The organism is Candidatus Enterovibrio altilux (assembly GCF_002381345.1).
GTDB classification, from domain to species: Bacteria; Pseudomonadota; Gammaproteobacteria; order Enterobacterales; family Vibrionaceae; genus Enterovibrio; species Enterovibrio altilux.
Genome location: NZ_CP020660.1, coordinates 1,384,599 through 1,399,944 on the forward strand (window position 1 = coordinate 1,384,599; position 15,346 = coordinate 1,399,944).

The 15,346-nt window shown below is 38.4% G+C and carries 15 protein-coding genes and 2 pseudogenes; 11 read left to right on the forward strand and 6 right to left on the reverse strand.

Annotation, left to right across the window (positions count from 1 at the left end; genetic code table 11):
* Positions 1–101 precede the first annotated feature (101 nt).
* Positions 102–811 (reverse strand): annotated as a pseudogene (locus BTN50_RS05925) (IS5 family transposase).
* 543 nt (positions 812–1,354) lie between these two features.
* Between BTN50_RS05925 and tgt the strand changes: the two are divergent.
* From tgt to secF, 4 genes are all read left to right on the forward strand, one after another.
* Positions 1,355–2,482, forward strand: coding sequence for a tRNA guanosine(34) transglycosylase Tgt (gene tgt, locus BTN50_RS05935; RefSeq protein ID WP_096619388.1), 1,128 nt, complete (start codon positions 1,355–1,357; stop codon positions 2,480–2,482).
* An 85-nt stretch (positions 2,483–2,567) separates the two neighbouring features.
* Positions 2,568–2,894 (forward strand): preprotein translocase subunit YajC, encoded by a 327-nt coding sequence (yajC, locus tag BTN50_RS05940; protein ID WP_096619389.1) that lies wholly within the window; start codon positions 2,568–2,570, stop codon positions 2,892–2,894.
* A 26-nt stretch (positions 2,895–2,920) separates the two neighbouring features.
* The gene (gene secD, locus BTN50_RS05945) at positions 2,921–4,771 is read left to right on the forward strand and encodes a protein translocase subunit SecD (protein ID WP_096619390.1); all 1,851 of its coding nucleotides are present in this window, start codon (positions 2,921–2,923) and stop codon (positions 4,769–4,771) included.
* A 10-nt stretch (positions 4,772–4,781) separates the two neighbouring features.
* Positions 4,782–5,714 (forward strand): protein translocase subunit SecF, encoded by a 933-nt coding sequence (secF, locus tag BTN50_RS05950; protein ID WP_096619391.1) that lies wholly within the window; start codon positions 4,782–4,784, stop codon positions 5,712–5,714.
* Between the two features lie 66 nt (positions 5,715–5,780).
* On the opposite strand, the pseudogene BTN50_RS05955 reads toward secF, so the two are convergent.
* Positions 5,781–6,699: pseudogene (locus BTN50_RS05955) on the reverse strand (IS5 family transposase).
* A 526-nt stretch (positions 6,700–7,225) separates the two neighbouring features.
* Positions 7,226–8,554 (reverse strand): exodeoxyribonuclease VII large subunit, encoded by a 1,329-nt coding sequence (gene xseA / locus BTN50_RS05960; protein WP_096619392.1) that lies wholly within the window; start codon positions 8,552–8,554, stop codon positions 7,226–7,228.
* A gap of 165 nt (positions 8,555–8,719) precedes the next feature.
* Here xseA and guaB point away from each other — a divergent pair, with 165 nt between their 5' ends.
* The 5 genes from guaB to BTN50_RS10470 all read left to right on the forward strand — a co-directional run bounded on the left by guaB (position 8,720) and on the right by BTN50_RS10470 (position 13,229).
* A complete protein-coding gene (gene guaB / locus BTN50_RS05965; RefSeq protein ID WP_096619393.1) occupies positions 8,720–10,183 on the forward strand; it encodes an IMP dehydrogenase in 1,464 nt (487 codons plus the stop codon).
* Between the two features lie 68 nt (positions 10,184–10,251).
* Entirely contained in the window at positions 10,252–11,829 is a 1,578-nt protein-coding gene (gene guaA, locus BTN50_RS05970) for a glutamine-hydrolyzing GMP synthase (RefSeq protein ID WP_096619394.1), read from the forward strand.
* 186 nt (positions 11,830–12,015) lie between these two features.
* The gene (locus tag BTN50_RS10460) at positions 12,016–12,438 is read left to right on the forward strand and encodes a hypothetical protein (RefSeq protein WP_201260728.1); all 423 of its coding nucleotides are present in this window, start codon (positions 12,016–12,018) and stop codon (positions 12,436–12,438) included.
* 39 nt (positions 12,439–12,477) lie between these two features.
* Positions 12,478–12,888 carry a hypothetical protein gene (locus tag BTN50_RS10465; RefSeq protein WP_201260729.1) on the forward strand — a complete coding sequence of 137 codons (411 nt, stop codon included), beginning with the start codon at positions 12,478–12,480 and terminating at the stop codon, positions 12,886–12,888.
* Positions 12,885–13,229, forward strand: coding sequence for a site-specific integrase (locus tag BTN50_RS10470; protein WP_201260744.1), 345 nt, complete (start codon positions 12,885–12,887; stop codon positions 13,227–13,229). The genes BTN50_RS10465 and BTN50_RS10470 overlap by 4 nt, the downstream gene beginning before the upstream one ends.
* Here BTN50_RS10470 and BTN50_RS12330 read toward each other — a convergent pair.
* From BTN50_RS12330 to BTN50_RS10485, 3 genes are read right to left on the reverse strand one after another with little or no spacing between them, the layout of a single operon-like run.
* Positions 13,174–13,359 carry a tyrosine-type recombinase/integrase gene (locus BTN50_RS12330; RefSeq protein WP_223823227.1) on the reverse strand — a complete coding sequence of 62 codons (186 nt, stop codon included), beginning with the start codon at positions 13,357–13,359 and terminating at the stop codon, positions 13,174–13,176. The genes BTN50_RS10470 and BTN50_RS12330 overlap by 56 nt on opposite strands.
* Before the next feature lie 6 nt (positions 13,360–13,365).
* Positions 13,366–13,650 (reverse strand): site-specific integrase, encoded by a 285-nt coding sequence (locus BTN50_RS10480; RefSeq protein WP_201260731.1) that lies wholly within the window; start codon positions 13,648–13,650, stop codon positions 13,366–13,368.
* Positions 13,647–13,799, reverse strand: a complete 153-nt coding sequence (locus BTN50_RS10485; RefSeq protein ID WP_201260732.1) for a site-specific integrase — start codon at positions 13,797–13,799, stop codon at positions 13,647–13,649. Before BTN50_RS10485 ends, BTN50_RS10480 begins: the two co-directional genes overlap by 4 nt.
* Positions 13,800–14,519: 720 nt before the next feature.
* Here BTN50_RS10485 and BTN50_RS12335 point away from each other — a divergent pair.
* Entirely contained in the window at positions 14,520–14,717 is a 198-nt protein-coding gene (locus BTN50_RS12335; RefSeq protein WP_394336781.1) for a DUF6626 family protein, read from the forward strand.
* A gap of 125 nt (positions 14,718–14,842) precedes the next feature.
* Positions 14,843–15,049: a hypothetical protein gene (locus BTN50_RS05990; protein WP_096619395.1), complete on the forward strand. Its 207-nt coding sequence runs from the start codon at positions 14,843–14,845 to the stop codon at positions 15,047–15,049.
* Positions 15,050–15,346: the final 297 nt, after the last annotated feature.

The following is a 15,346-nucleotide window of genomic DNA, read 5'->3' on the forward strand; positions in this document are numbered from 1 at the left end:
GATTAAGATATATGTTATCTTTTGTTAATTGTGCGCTATTCATGGATTTAGTTTTTAGTTTTTAGTTCGAGTTCAGATACAAATTTCAATATAAAAAACGATTAAATAATCGTTTTCATTTTAGGCATACCTGATCTTGTCAGCTTATTCAATGTTTTTATTATGCCGTAAGTTTATCTAATTTAAGCATTGTTATCTCTTAAGCCCAATGTGCCTCCTAGTAGTTTTTTGACTCGAAGCATAGCCGTCTCTGATAGGGGGCTTTTATGATAACTATACTTTGTTTTTCAATGCTTATTTGAACTGTATAATTTTTGGTAACGGACCGCTAAATTACGCGGATGACCTCAGCTTCAAAAACTTGCTCCTTTTCTTGGTGGGATGAATGGAACTGCTCGTTTAATATGAACGGTTCTATAATATTATTTAGTTTCGAAAATAATGTAGGCTGATATTTTGTTAATTTTTCAGCAAGTTGATTGAACAAATTAGGCAGCACTTTACTGTCAATCACATTGGATGCATCTCACTCAGCAGCAATGACTTCACACAAATTTATATCTATTGTTAAATGTAATTTGCGCTAGACTCGCCGTTTTTCATCAGTGCCATGCTTTTTAACCTTCCATTCTTCTTAACTGTCGACTTTGAGTCCCGTAGGATCCATGGCTCAGTGCGGGATACTTCGTTTACTTTTCGTTTGGAACGTGACGTTAATTATTTTGGCTCTCTTGCTAATGCATGAATAGTAAGGGCATGACAATGGCAGGGGAGTGAGTAAAAAATAGAATGTTAGTGAATTACGATTGATTCAAACTGCATTATACTGTTTCCAGTTAGTTGTGTTGTAGCGAAGATTGTTCATAAACCTGAGTATTTAAGTGAGTATAGCTGATTAAAGCTTAGATAGATAATTTAGTCACCTGATTTAGGCAACCAAGCCGTAAACTAAGAGGGACTTATCCATTAACTCATCACCTTCATCTTGTTCTAGATGGAGTGGAATGTGATCGAAGTGACTTTGTTGGAAATACAGCATGCAGTATCAATATTGAGCATAACTAATTTCCATTTTATAGTTCATATTTCAACTAGATAGAGCCACTATGGTGGATAGAGCATAAACAGTTAAGAAATAATATTTACTTTTGATATAAACATTATTTTGAAAAGGATATTCCATAATTTTTGCACTGTAAATTTGGTAGATATTATAGGTTCTTTGATCTTTCGAATAAATAATAAGTTTTCTGTACTAGAATCTGCATCTTTAAGCTGATTAAGTATCTGTGCAGAGAAATAATTTAATTGACATAATAGTGCCAGATTGTTTCCCTGGCTTCTCAAAGGTATCATGAAGTACGAATTAATCAATAAAGAGGGCCAGGCTAGACGTGGTCGTCTTATATTTGGACGTGGCACAGTGGAAACCCCAGCATTTATGCCTGTGGGTACTTATGGTACCGTAAAAGGTATGACGCCTGAAGAAGTGGCTGAAACTGGCGCTGAAATTTTACTAGGTAATACGTTCCACCTTTGGTTGCGTCCTGGACAGGAAGTAATACGTGCGCATGGTGACTTGCATGATTTCATGCATTGGCAAGGTCCTATCCTTACTGATTCAGGTGGTTTTCAAGTATTTAGCTTGGGTAAAATATGCAAAATTACAGAAAAAGGTGTACATTTTCGTAGCCCTGTGAACGGTGACTGTGTGTTTATGGATGCTGAAAAATCGATGGAAATTCAGTATGATTTAGGCTCCGACATTGTTATGATTTTTGACGAATGCACGCCGTATCCTGCATCGCATGATGAAGCAAAAAAATCGATGGAAATGAGTTTGCGTTGGGCACAACGTAGCCGTAACCATTTTGACCAAATGGGTAATAAGCATGCTTTGTTCGGTATCGCTCAAGGTTCTGTGTATGAAAGCCTGCGTGATGCTTCTATTATGGGTCTTACAAAGGTTGGCTTTGATGGGTATGCTGTGGGTGGTTTGGCGGTTGGTGAACCAAAAGCAGATATGTACCGTATTTTAGAGCATACCTGTTCAAGATTGCCTGAAGATAAGCCACGTTACTTGATGGGCGTGGGTACACCAGAAAATCTTGTTGAAAGCGTTCGTCGTGGTGTTGATATGTTTGATTGCGTAATGCCTACCCGGAACGCACGCAATGGCTACTTGTTTGTGACTGGTGGCGTGTTTAAGATTCGTAATGCAATGTACAAAAATGACACAACTGCACTGGATCCTCAGTGTGATTGTTATACGTGCCTAAACTACAGTAAAGCATATCTGCATCATCTTGATCGCTGTAATGAAATTCTGGGCGTGCGTCTTAACACTATCCATAACCTGCGTTATTATCAGCGTTTAATGAAGAGTTTGAGGAATGCCATTGGTGAAGGTAAATTAGGAACCTTCGTTGAAAAGTTTTATGCACGTCGTGGTTGTGAGGTGCCACTACTGAAAGAAGACTAAAATCTGACCACTTCGTAGTGGGAAGCTATGAAGAAGCTCTTATTTACATTAAAAAATGTTTAAATTGATATGAGGATATGACTGAATGTTTATTTCACAAGCTTATGCAGCAGAAGGTGCGCCACAGGGTGGTGGTATGCAGATATTTATTATGCTTGGCCTGTTTGCAGTAATTTTTTACTTCATGATTTATCGGCCACAGGCAAAGCGTGCGAAAGATCACAAAAGCTTAATGTCTTCTATGAGTAAAGGTGATGAAGTTCTGACGGGTGGTGGTCTTGTAGGCCGAATCACTAAAATTTCTGAAGATATGGACTTCATTGTTATTGCATTGAATAACGATAATGAAGTAGTCATCAAAAAGAATTTTGTAACTGCTGTTCTTCCTAAAGGTACGATCAAGTCGCTATAAACCCATTATGATAAAGGATCATAGCATTGCTAAATCATTATCCTTGGTGGAAGTCCATTATGGTTGTGTTGGTGATTTGTGTCGGCGCGCTCTATGCACTTCCCAATCTTTACGGTGAAAATCCAGCGGTTCAGATCACCGGAATGCATGGAGCTTCGGTTGATATCTCAATTTTGGATACCGTAAAAACTATCTTCAAAAAAAATAAGCTTTCTTTTAATGCTATTACGTTAGAGAACGACACCATTTTAGTACGTTTTTCAGATACGGATAATCAAATTGCTGGACGCGATGCGCTCAGTGCATCATTGGATGATAGTTTAATTCTCGCGCTTAAGCTTGCGCCTACAATACCAACGTGGCTCAACATGATTGGGGCTCATCCTATGAGGCTTGGGCTTGACTTACGTGGCGGTGTTCACTTTTTGATGGAAGTTGACATGGCTGCTGTGATAAAAAAATTGCTAATTCAACAGAAAGAGACGTTTAATACTGAATTGCGTGATGCGAAACTACATCATCGTGGTATTCGAGTTAGCAGTGATAATAACGTTGAAATGTTGTTTCGCAATGAAATAGACATGGATGCGGCAGAGCATGAATTAGGAAAACTCTACCCCAATATTGTGTTTATCACCGATAGCAGCCGTTTTACGATCTTAGGATCGTTTACTGAAGTTCGTCTTCAGGAGATTCGTGACTACGCAGTCAACCAAAATATTATTATTTTGCGCAATCGTGTCAACGAACTCGGTGTTTCTGAGCCATTGGTGCAGCGCCAGGGTGAGAGTCGTATTGTTGTAGAACTTCCAGGTATTCAAGATGCAGCGCGTGCAAAAAAAATCCTTGGTGCAACGGCGACGCTTGAATTCCATGAAGTGGATGGCAGTGCAGATCTTGCCGCAGCGGCAATTGGCCATGTGCCGCCTGATAGCGAAATCAAAAAAGCCAGAGATGGCCATCATGTTGTTGTAAAAAAGCGTATCATCTTGAGTGGTTCAAGCATCACTGATGCAAGTTCTAGCTTTGATGAATATAACCGTCCTCAAGTTAACATATCGTTAGATAGTGAAGGTGGTAGCAAGATGGCGGCATTTAGTAAGAATAATGTCGGAAAACTGATTGCGACAATTTTCTCTGAATATAAAGACAGCGGTAAACGTAACGAAAATGGCAAAGTAATGCTTTCTAAGCATGAAGAAGTGATAAACGAGGCGGCGATTCAAACGGCGCTGGGTCGTAATTTCCGCATCACAGGAATTAATTCACAAGAAGAAGCACAGAACCTTGCGTTGTTACTTCGTGCTGGCACACTGATCGCACCAATTTCGATTGTAGAAGAACGTATCATCGGTCCATCTATGGGTCAGCAGAACATTGATATGGGTATTAAAGCTTGTTTATGTGGTCTTTTTGCGGTGATGATTTTTATGCTCATCTACTATCGTAAATTTGGTTTTTTTGCTAACTGTGCTTTGATCACGAATATCGTACTTATCATCGGTATTATGTCAATGATTTCTGGTGCTACGATGACACTTCCGGGGATAGCAGGTATCGTGCTTACCGTCGGTATGGCTGTAGATGCCAATGTTCTGATATTTGAGCGTATTCGTGAAGAGCTTGCGGAAGGGCAAAATTGTCAGCAAGCAATTCATCAAGGTTATGCAAATTCATGTCGCACTATCGTTGATGCCAGCATCACCACGCTAATCACAGCAATCATTTTGTTCTCGGTAGGTACTGGTGCTGTGAAAGGCTTTGCGGTGACGTTGTCTATAGGTATATTGACATCAATGTTTACGACGATTATTGGTACTCGTGCACTGGTCAACTTAGTGTATGGTGGTAAAAGCATTAATAAGTTATCGATTTAGGAGGTATAAAATGTTTCAAATTTTAAAACCCGACTTATCGATTGACTTTATGCATTATTCAAAAAAAGCATTTATTTTTTCATTGCTGATGATTAGTGTGTCTTTTGCGAGCTTGTCTATTAAGTGGTTGAATTGGGGCCTAGATTTTACTGGCGGGAAGTTAATTGAGATAGATTTCGAACAACCAGCTAACTTGCCATTGATTCGTGAGTCGCTTGAAGCCAATGGCTTTGGTGATGCTGTAGTACAATCATTTGGTACTGCACGTGATGTCATGGTGCGTTTACGTTCTCATGATAATATACAAGGTGAAGTACTGAACAATCAAATCCTTGATGCGATCAAGTCAGGTACAGGTCAGCCGGTCGAAGTGCGTCGCATTGAGTTTGTTGGTCCAAACGTGGGTGATGAACTGACAGAAGCTGGAGGACTCGCAATCCTGGCTTCATTGTCGTGTATTTTGCTGTATGTTTCGATGCGTTTTGAGTGGCGTCTTGCTACAGGTGCGGTACTGGCATTAACACATGATATGATTATTACACTGGGTATTTTTTCGTTCTTTCAAATAGAAGTGGATCTGACGATTGTCGCTGCATTGTTGACGGTCGTAGGGTATTCCCTCAATGATACTATCGTTGTTTTTGACCGGATCCGTGAAAATTTTCGAAAAACACGTAAAGGTGATGCCAGTGAAATCATTAATGTCTCTGTGTCACAAACATTGAGCCGTACGTTGATAACCTCAGGTACAACTTTATTTGTGATTATTGCCTTGTTCCTTCAAGGCGGTGCAATGATCCACGGTTTCGCTTCAGCACTTTTAATTGGTATTATTGTTGGTACTTACTCTTCTATTTATGTTGCTTCGGCGCTGGCACTCAAATGGGGTGTCACTAATGAACACTTACTGCTACTTCCACCTGTGGAGAAGGAAGGTGAATAGTTTTATTTAATAACAGGTCTTGTTTCCTAATTCAAGTTAGATAGTAAATCTCAATATAATTCACTATTAGACAGTCGCTTTCGTTTTAGGTATAACTAGCCCAGTCAGCTTATGTAACGTTTTTATCATGCCGTAGGTTTAGTCATTCTAGGCATTGTAATCTCTTATGCTCAATGTTCCTCTGAGGCGTTTTTATACTAGAAATCTTACCGTTTCTGATAGGCAACATTTATGGTAACCATACCTCATTTTTCAAGATTCATTTGAATAGTATAACTTTTGGTAACTGATCGCTAAATTATACGAATGATCTTGTTCTTAAAAGTGGCTCTTTTTCTTGGTGGAATGAATGGAACGACTTGTTTAATACGCATGGTTTCGTAACATCGTCTGGTGTTTTAAGCTTCATCGCATGATATTTCATGAATGCTTAGGCGAGTCTATTTAAGCAAGTTAAGTAGCACTTTGCCGTCAGTCATCTTTGATGCACGAAATTTAGTAGTAATGATTTCATGAGTATTTATATCTACGACTACATGTCATTTGCCCCATACCAGCCATTTTCCATAATTATCATATTTTTTACTTTCCATTCGTTGTCACCGTGGAATTTGACCCCCGTAGAATTAATGGCTAAGTACTAGATGGTGCCTCTAATCTTCGCCTTGAATGCGGCGTTAACTTTTTTAACTTACTTGCTAATGTATGAATAGTGAGGGCCTGGCAACGGTAATCGAGCAAGTTTGAAAACAAAATTAATGAGTCTGTGCAAACCTCTCAATGACATTGAAAATACGCTTTGACCATGAAAGCTGTTGTAATGATGAAGTCGCTAAATAAACGAGTCCCCCACGATTGCTTTTATTACGTTTGATCCCATAGTTAAATGGCTTCTTTCATTAATTCATAATGTTATTGAGTCCTGATTAATCGAAGCTTGATTATACTGCTTCCAGTTGGTTGCTTGGTAGTGAAGCTTATTTATAGACTTAAATATTTAAGTGAACCTAGCTGTTTAGAGCGCAGATTGATAATTTAGTTTTTAATTTAGGAATAAAGGTTATAAAAATAATTTTTATTATATTCTAAATAAGTCAATATGAAACGTATTAATTAGATTTTTACACCTCTATAAGTTCATCAACAGGATATGTAACTTATGCTTTCGGGGTTTATATGCTAAATATGCTTTTGAAAGATACTTTAAAATATAGACCAATGAATATAAGACATAAATAATGATAAATTTTTTTCATAATGGCACGATAAAAGTGAGAAAGAGTTGGGTTACGTTCATGGTGCATACGCTTGTTATAACTGCAATGAGTACTACGTGCGCAAAAATTACTAAACTGTGCATGGCTCAACGTTAAGGTGATTGCAAGTATGTAGTTCGACCAGTTATTTGCGAAACTAGTGTGACGAAGTAAAGTCATGATAAGGGTAAGAGTTGTTTTTGAAAAAGAAGGCAATATCTGAGTGATCTTGCGTAGTGTTAAAAATTAATTTTATTAAAGGATCATTGATTTGATTTTACCGTCATAGAGTATCGTTGTGATTACATCGCCCTTAGATACATTATTCTCTAGCTTGATAACTTTGCCCTCTGTATTCCTTGTGATCGAGTAACCACGTGCAAGTGTTGCGAGTGGACTGACTGCATTAAGTTTTTCTATTTGCAATGCTAATGCATGACGTTGCCGATATATTAGTTGTTTTATCATGTCAATTAAGTTGTGTTCTATATATTGAAGCCGAATAGCAAACTGTGGAATTTGATTTATAGACGAATAATGCTCTAAGTATTGTACAGCTTTATCTAAACACTGGTTTTTCATGTGTAATCTCTGGCGCATGGATTGGTAAAGACAACGTTCAAGCTCATCAAATTGCTGTGCTTGTTGTTGTAACCTTGCCTGAGGGTGTTGCATTGCTAATTTATGTTGAAGCTTTGTAAGGCATTCTCTGATCTTAGAAATCTGGAAGGTTATACTGTTTACTAATTTATCAGTGCATTGTAATAATAACTGCGTCCGTAGCGATGCATCTTGGCTAACCAACTCAGCGGCCGCAGATGGAGTAGGTGCTCGTACATCGGCAGCAAAATCTGCAAGAGTGACGTCTACTTCATGTCCAATCGCACTGACAATCGGAATTGTACTTGCTGAGATGGTTTGAACGACTATTTCTTCATTAAAACACCAAAGATCCTCTAAAGACCCGCCACCACGCCCCACAATTAAGACATCACATTCTTCGCGACTGTTAGCTCTTCCTATCGCTTGTGCAATTTGAATGGCTGCATCTTTACCCTGAACCTTCGTAGGATAGATCACCACTGGCAGGTTTGGATCTCGTCGTTTGAGAATATGAAGAATATCATGAAGAGCTGCGCCGGTTCTTGAGGTAACGATGCCTACGCGTCGTGGTTGCTTCGGTAATGGCTGCTTAGAACTTGTAGCGAAGAAGCCCTTTTGAACTAAATTCTTTTTGAGCTCTTCGAATTGTTGTTGGAGTAAACCATCACCTTCCGGTTGTATGCTTTCGACAATAATTTGATAATCACCCCTTGGCTCGTAAAGAGATAGGAAAGCCCGTACTAAAATTTGATTACCGTTGGTTAATTTAAATGTCACTCGATGGTTATTTTCGCGAAACATTGCACATTTAATTTGAGCTCTGCTATCTTTAAGTGTGAAATACCAATGACCTGAAGCTGGCATGGTAATGTTTGAAATCTCGCCAATCAGTGACACTCTGCCTATTGCATTCTCAAGCAGAGATCGCACCCTGGCATTAAGTTGAGAGACTGTGTAGATATTATTGATTGCAGCATTCATCTTGGCTTACTTCTTTATTATAAGTTAGATGAGACCATGGTACTGAGGCATAAATTGAATGCCAAATGATTTCGTAAAAATCTGTAGCCAAACATTTACGCGGTCAGTATAATACTGTGACAATATTTTAAATCCTCTTATATTATTTTGGTGTGAGATATTGTAATGTTACGAATAATTAAAGAAGCTCTAACTTTTGATGACGTACTGTTGGTTCCAGCACATTCTACCGTATTCCCAAATACTGCAGATTTGCGTACAAAGCTAACAAAAAAAATCTCCCTTAATATCCCGCTGATTTCTGCAGCAATGGATACGGTTACTGAAGTTCGTTTAGCGATTGCACTGGCACAAGAGGGCGGTATTGGCTTTATTCATAAAAACATGACTATCGAACAACAAGCAGAACAAGTGCGGCTGGTTAAAATTTTTGAAGCCGGTGTGGTTTCAAACCCTGTGATCGTAAAGCCTGACCAAACTATTCATGATGTAAAAGCACTGACTAAGCGTCATGGTTTTGCTGGTTATCCTGTTGTGACTGAAAATAACGAACTAGTAGGTATTATCACTGGCCGTGATGTTCGTTTTGTCACTAATTGGGAATTGAAAGTGTCAGAAGTTATGACACCAACAAATCGTCTTACAACAGTGAAAGAAGGTACAAGTCGTGAAGCAGTTCAAGGATTGATGCAACAATATCGAGTTGAGAAAGTGTTAGTTATTGATGATAATCATCACTTGAGCGGCATGATTACCGCAAAAGACTTCCAAAAAGCTGAGCGCAAACCACATGCATGTAAAGATGAACAAGGTCGCTTGCGTGTCGGGGCTGCTGTTGGTGGTGGTGCAGGCAATGAAAAGCGTATTGCTGCATTGGTAAAAGCAGGTGTTGATGTGTTGTTGCTCGACTCTTCACACGGTCATTCTGAAGGTGTACTGCAGCGTATTCGCGAAACTCGTGTTAAATTTCCAGAACTTCAAATTATTGGTGGTAATGTTGCAACTGCAACTGGCGCATTGTCATTAATTGCAGCGGGGGTGGATGCTGTTAAAGTAGGTATTGGTCCTGGTTCTATTTGCACAACTCGCATCGTTACTGGTGTGGGTGTTCCTCAAATCACCGCAATTTCTGATGCAGTTGAAGTTGCCAATCAGCATGGTATTCCTGTTATTGCTGATGGTGGTATTCGTTTTTCTGGTGACTTGTGTAAAGCAATTGTTGCCGGTGCATCATGTGTTATGGTCGGTTCAATGCTTGCAGGGACAGAAGAGTCCCCGGGTGAAGTTGAACTTTACCAAGGTCGCTCTTATAAATCTTACCGTGGCATGGGTTCATTGGGTGCGATGTCAAAAGGTTCGTCTGATCGTTACTTTCAAAAGGATAACGCAGCAGATAAACTGGTTCCAGAAGGCATTGAAGGCCGCGTGGCCTATAAAGGGCGTTTAAAAGAAATTATCCATCAACAAATGGGTGGTTTGCGTTCATGCATGGGTTTAACTGGTTCTGCAACAATTGAAGCATTGCGTACTAAAGCAGAGTTTGTTCGTATTACTGGTGCCGGCATGACTGAATCGCATGCACATGATGTCATAATCACCAAAGAAGCTCCTAACTACCGTACCGGTTAGTAATAACTGTAATATTGCTTGAAGGGAGAGAATGTCCTTTATATTGATGACTTTTGAGATAACTTGCAATGACCCACAATATTCATGCCCAACGTATTTTAATCCTCAACTTTGGTTCACAGTATGCTCAACTTATTGCTCGTCGCATTCGTGAAATTGGGGTTTACTGCGAACTATGGAACTGGGATGTTGCAAAACAAAATATACGTAATTTTAACCCAAGCGGTATCATTCTTTCTGGTGGACCAGAAAGTGTGACGTCAGTAGACTCACCTCGTGCACCAGACTATGTATTCAATGCAGGTGTTCCTGTGCTGGGCGTGTGCTACGGCATGCAAACCATGTCTGAACAATTGGGTGGTAAAGTTATTGGCTCTACTGAACGTGAGTTCGGTTATGCAAAAGTAACCATTAAGCAATCAAGTAGCTTGTTCAAAGGTATCGAAGACTCTTTTAATGCAGACGGCCTTGGTATGTTAGATGTTTGGATGAGTCATGGTGATAAAGTGGTTGCAATTCCATCCGACTTCGTGATGGTTGCAATGACTGATTCTTGTCCTTTTGCAGCTATAGCTAACGAAAAAAAACATTTTTATGGCGTTCAATTTCACCCAGAGGTAACACATACACGCCAAGGCTTACGTATGCTAAAAAGGTTTGTAATCGAGATATGTGGTTGTAAAAAATTATGGACATCAGCATTTATCATTGAAAACGCAATTAATACAATCAAAAAGCAAGTGGGTGATGACGAAGTGCTCTTGGGTTTATCTGGTGGCGTGGATTCATCAGTTGCTGCAATGCTTATCCACCGAGCAATCGGTGACAAATTAACGTGCGTATTTGTTGATAATGGATTGCTCCGTCTGAACGAAAGTGAGCAAGTGATGAAGATATTTAGTAAATATTTTAGACTAAATATCGTTCATGTGAAAGCAGAAAAACGTTTCCTTTCTGCATTAAAAGGTATTTCGGACCCAGAAGTGAAGCGTAATAAAATAGGTCACGTGTTTATTGATGTGTTCGATGAAGAGTCGAATAAGTTAAAAAATGCAAAATGGTTAGCTCAAGGCACTATTTATCCGGATATAATAGAATCTGCTGCATCTAAAACGGGTAATACACACGTCATCAAATCTCACCATAATGTTGGTGGATTGCCTGACGATATGAAAATGGGTTTGGTTGAGCCTCTAAAAGAGTTGTTCAAAGACGAAGTGCGTAAAATTGGTCTGGAGTTGGGTATGCCTCATAATATGCTTTACCGTCACCCGTTCCCTGGTCCTGGTCTAGGTGTGCGTGTTCTTGGTGAAATAAAAAAAGAATATTGTGATTTATTACGTCGTACAGATGCTATCTTCATTGAAGAGTTACATAAAGCTGGTCTTTACAATAAAGTGTCTCAGGCATTCACTGTATTCTTGCCTATACGCTCTGTTGGCGTCATGGGTGATGGTCGTAAATATGGTTGGATTATTTCTTTGCGAGCTGTAGAAACAATTGATTTCATGACAGCGAATTGGGCTCAGTTGCCGTATGACTTTCTTGGCAACGTTTCAAACCGTATCATTAATGAAGTCGACGGTATTAGCAGAGTAGTATATGATATTTCTGGCAAGCCACCTGCAACTATTGAGTGGGAATAAAGGGTCAATTGTAACTCTTTGATTTCGAAGTCAAACTAATTTTCATAAAACTTTTTTATAAAATATCTGCCATTGTTTTTGCTGAAGTTTTTTCATAACGTTACACAAAAAGTCACACAAAACTGTGGCTACTGAAAACCATAGTAACGTAAGGCGGAAGGTTGGCTCTAAAAAGGCTGCACTGCAATGAAGACGAAATCCCCATTTTTGATGAAACCTCCATTTACAAAAAGAGGTGCGTATTGGCACTTTAGCATGTGGCTGAACAAGGAACGAAAATACGCACGAAAAAGCCTCCGCATTCGCAGTAAAACTATAGCTATTGAAAAAGGGAAAGAAGCTTACTTAGAGATTTTTGCTAATCGTAAAATGGGTAAAACTTACTTTTCTTTAACCATAAAAGAAGGTGTTAATCATTATTTAGAATATAGAAAAAAGAACGTTGAGAGTGGTTTAATTGTTAAAGGCCGATACAAAACAATCAAAACGCATTTACAGAATTTTTTAGACTTTATTGGTAAAGATACAAAGATAAAGGAGTTAGAACGTATTGAGTGTGAAGATTACTTTTACGAACGAATGAAAAAGTCAAAAAACAACGTCAAATAAATCACCATTCAAAACGAACAAAGCGCTATCAGCAGTTGCATGAAGTTTCTATTCCGCAATAATGAAACTCACGTTGAAGCTTTGGATTTTAAGAAACTCTCCAAAGTTGACAAAAACAAGGAAGCTATAAGACGAGCAACGTTTACCAACGTAGAATATAAAGGCATTTATAAAGCGTTACGTACATACTGTGCTAAATCACACAAAAAAATTGATGAAGACGAACGCTTAACACGTGAAATCGTTCGCCACTATATACTGATAGCGACAAGCAGTAGTTTATGTGTTAGTGAACAAAGACAGTTGTGTTGGAGTGATGTTGATATTGAACGCAGACAAACTAATGGCAAACAACGTGTATTGGCAAAGATACGAGTTCGAGCTGAAACAAGCAAAGTACGTAATAACAGAGTTTTTATTGCAGAGGCGGAGAGCACTTTGAACGCTTGAAAGAATTAACCCAACATGAAAATAGCAATGCACTTATCTTTAGCATTGATGGTGAAGAAACTTTAAGCAAATGTATAGTTTTGTATCACTTTCATAGAATTATTGAGTTAGCAAAAATTGAAGAAAGAGAAGCACGTGATTTAGTGCCGTATAGTCTGCGACACTTTATGATTACGCAACGTATTATGAGTGGATTGAACTTTAAGCAGATTGCTGATATGTGTGGAACAAACGTTATGCAGATTGAAGGTACTTATTACGACTTAAATGATGAGATAAGGCTGACTAACGCATTAGCTGACTACAAACGAAATGACGATGGTACGATTGAGCCGATTTAAACGAGTTCGACAGCATTTTAAGCATCTTATTATTCACATCAATATAGCGTTGTGTCGTTGCAATGCTTTGATGGCCAGTGAGTGCGGCTAACACACGCACTGAAATTCCCTTTGTAACTAAATCAGTAATAAACGATTATCTTTCATTATGTGATGTAGCTCCACTTAGATCACTTCTTTCGTAAATACGCTGTAGCAGTTGTGTAGCTGTATTTGATGGAAATCGCTGGCTCTTTTGAATTTTGAATAAAAACCCATTACTAAAACGCATTATAGCGTGTTTAAGATACCGATCTAGTTCTTTTTGAATACGTTTGGATATAAACACAGTACGTGCTTGTTGGCCTTTAGTCTGTTTCTTAGTCAGTTGTATTTCTGCTTTGATCTCATCGTTTTCATCAATGACATCAGAAACCTTCAATTCAAGTTAACTACTTCACCAATACGCATACCACATAAGTGCGTAAGCAGTATCATTACCCTATTACGATCGCTGTAACGTTTATGTGCGTTATTGTAGTTAAGCACACGTTTGAGTTTTGCTTTGTTGAGTGTATTTGCTTTTGCCATTTATCACCTCTAAATATAATGTTTTACACATACATTATGTTTTCTGATGTTCTATTTGAGCAAACGAAATAATTTCAAAAAACTCATTCTATTTTTCAAAGACTTATAAATAAATATAAGAAAATAACAATTTTATTACATTTATTTGTAGAAGATTAATTTTATTAATGACCAATACGCTCAAGCTCCGCTTAAGCGACTTGTAATGTTTTTCTTCTCACTAGCGTTTGCTTGAAAGCATCACTGCGTAGTTTTCTTTATATGATCTGTTTGGGGCTTTTTGTGAGTTCTTCAGTCAGTGATCGCGCACAACCAACTTAATGTGGGCAGATAGGATTATGCTGTTACCTTTACGTGCGTAGAGTTGTTCGTAACGCAATGCTGTAGAAACCGATCACAACCACTACAGCACATACGAGTTACTGATTGCTCAGTCTCTCATCTCGTTCCACCTCATAATTCATTACAAGCCCTATTGCGGCTTTGCTTGTTGTTTTGCCTCTGTTAGAGCAAAAGTGGGCAGCAAGTTCTGTCGGCTTCAACATACGTTGGCAGACTTAATGCTATTTGGTAAAGCCCTATGTGCAGATAAATACAGAGTAATGGGTGGTTGCTGTGTATATGTAGTTATTTATCAACTGAAGGAGAAAAAAGTGTCAAAAGTATTTGTTAAAGAGGTTTTTGAGTTATTGAACCAAATATGTGCTGTAGACAGTGAAAGTGAATTTAGTAAAGATTGGTTGTTACGTACACGTACATTGCGTTTTAAGCAGAAAGAGTCAAGTGTGGGCATTGGCTATATGTGCGAGCAAACTACAGCATTATGGAAAACGCATGATTTTAACAGAAGACCATAAACGCATTGGTGATCAATTTCTTAAACTGAGCGAAAAATGCCATCTGCATATACATGCATAATCAGAAGCAAAATGGCTTGTTAGTTAAAATTGGGTATTTGGGCTAAAAACATACGCTGTGATTCTCTTTTATGGAGTACTTAGGCTTTTGAGGTGGTGATTTAAACTCTGTTGCTAAATATATGTATGAACAACTCGACCCTAAAAGACATTCAACAAGCTCTTAATATAATACGAACAGAAATAGAACAAGTTGATGCTGAGACAAAAATGACGGCACTCGAATTGATTATGAGCACAAGTCAAAGTGTCGTTGTTATGGCAAAAAAATTAATAAAACCAAAAATACGAATAAAAAGAGTAGCAATACCAAGAACTAAAATAGTTCGATAATGAGTAGGTCAAAAAACAAAAAAAAAAGAACTTCAGAACAAACCATCAATCATAAAACTGATCAAACCGATTGCTCCGTTACAAAATAAACAGATTTAGTATAACTGGACTATATCCGATTGAGTCCAAAAGATCCATAAGTATTCATTTATTTGATAATGACTTTTCAAGAACACTTGAAGTTAAGTTGGTGTAGATTACATTTGAAGTGAGAAAGGCTTGATTTTAGGTGAAATTAACCCTTACCCACAGAGGCCTTTTAAAGCTCAATGCGTAGGTAATGGTTTACCTTAAATG

Excerpts from the sequence above, each read along its gene's own strand:
- BTN50_RS10465 (WP_201260729.1), top strand. The coding sequence starts at position 12,478 with ATGAAGTTTCTATTCCGCAATAATGAAACTCACGTTGAAGCTTTGGAT.
- xseA (WP_096619392.1), bottom strand. The coding sequence starts at position 8,554 with ATGAATGCTGCAATCAATAATATCTACACAGTCTCTCAACTTAATGCC.
- BTN50_RS10485 (WP_201260732.1), bottom strand. The coding sequence starts at position 13,799 with ATGGCAAAAGCAAATACACTCAACAAAGCAAAACTCAAACGTGTGCTT.
- guaA (WP_096619394.1), top strand. The coding sequence starts at position 10,252 with ATGACCCACAATATTCATGCCCAACGTATTTTAATCCTCAACTTTGGT.
- guaB (WP_096619393.1), top strand. The coding sequence starts at position 8,720 with ATGTTACGAATAATTAAAGAAGCTCTAACTTTTGATGACGTACTGTTG.
- BTN50_RS10460 (WP_201260728.1), top strand. The coding sequence starts at position 12,016 with ATGAAGACGAAATCCCCATTTTTGATGAAACCTCCATTTACAAAAAGA.
- BTN50_RS05990 (WP_096619395.1), top strand. The coding sequence starts at position 14,843 with ATGAACAACTCGACCCTAAAAGACATTCAACAAGCTCTTAATATAATA.
- yajC (WP_096619389.1), top strand. The coding sequence starts at position 2,568 with ATGTTTATTTCACAAGCTTATGCAGCAGAAGGTGCGCCACAGGGTGGT.
- tgt (WP_096619388.1), top strand. The coding sequence starts at position 1,355 with ATGAAGTACGAATTAATCAATAAAGAGGGCCAGGCTAGACGTGGTCGT.
- secF (WP_096619391.1), top strand. The coding sequence starts at position 4,782 with ATGTTTCAAATTTTAAAACCCGACTTATCGATTGACTTTATGCATTAT.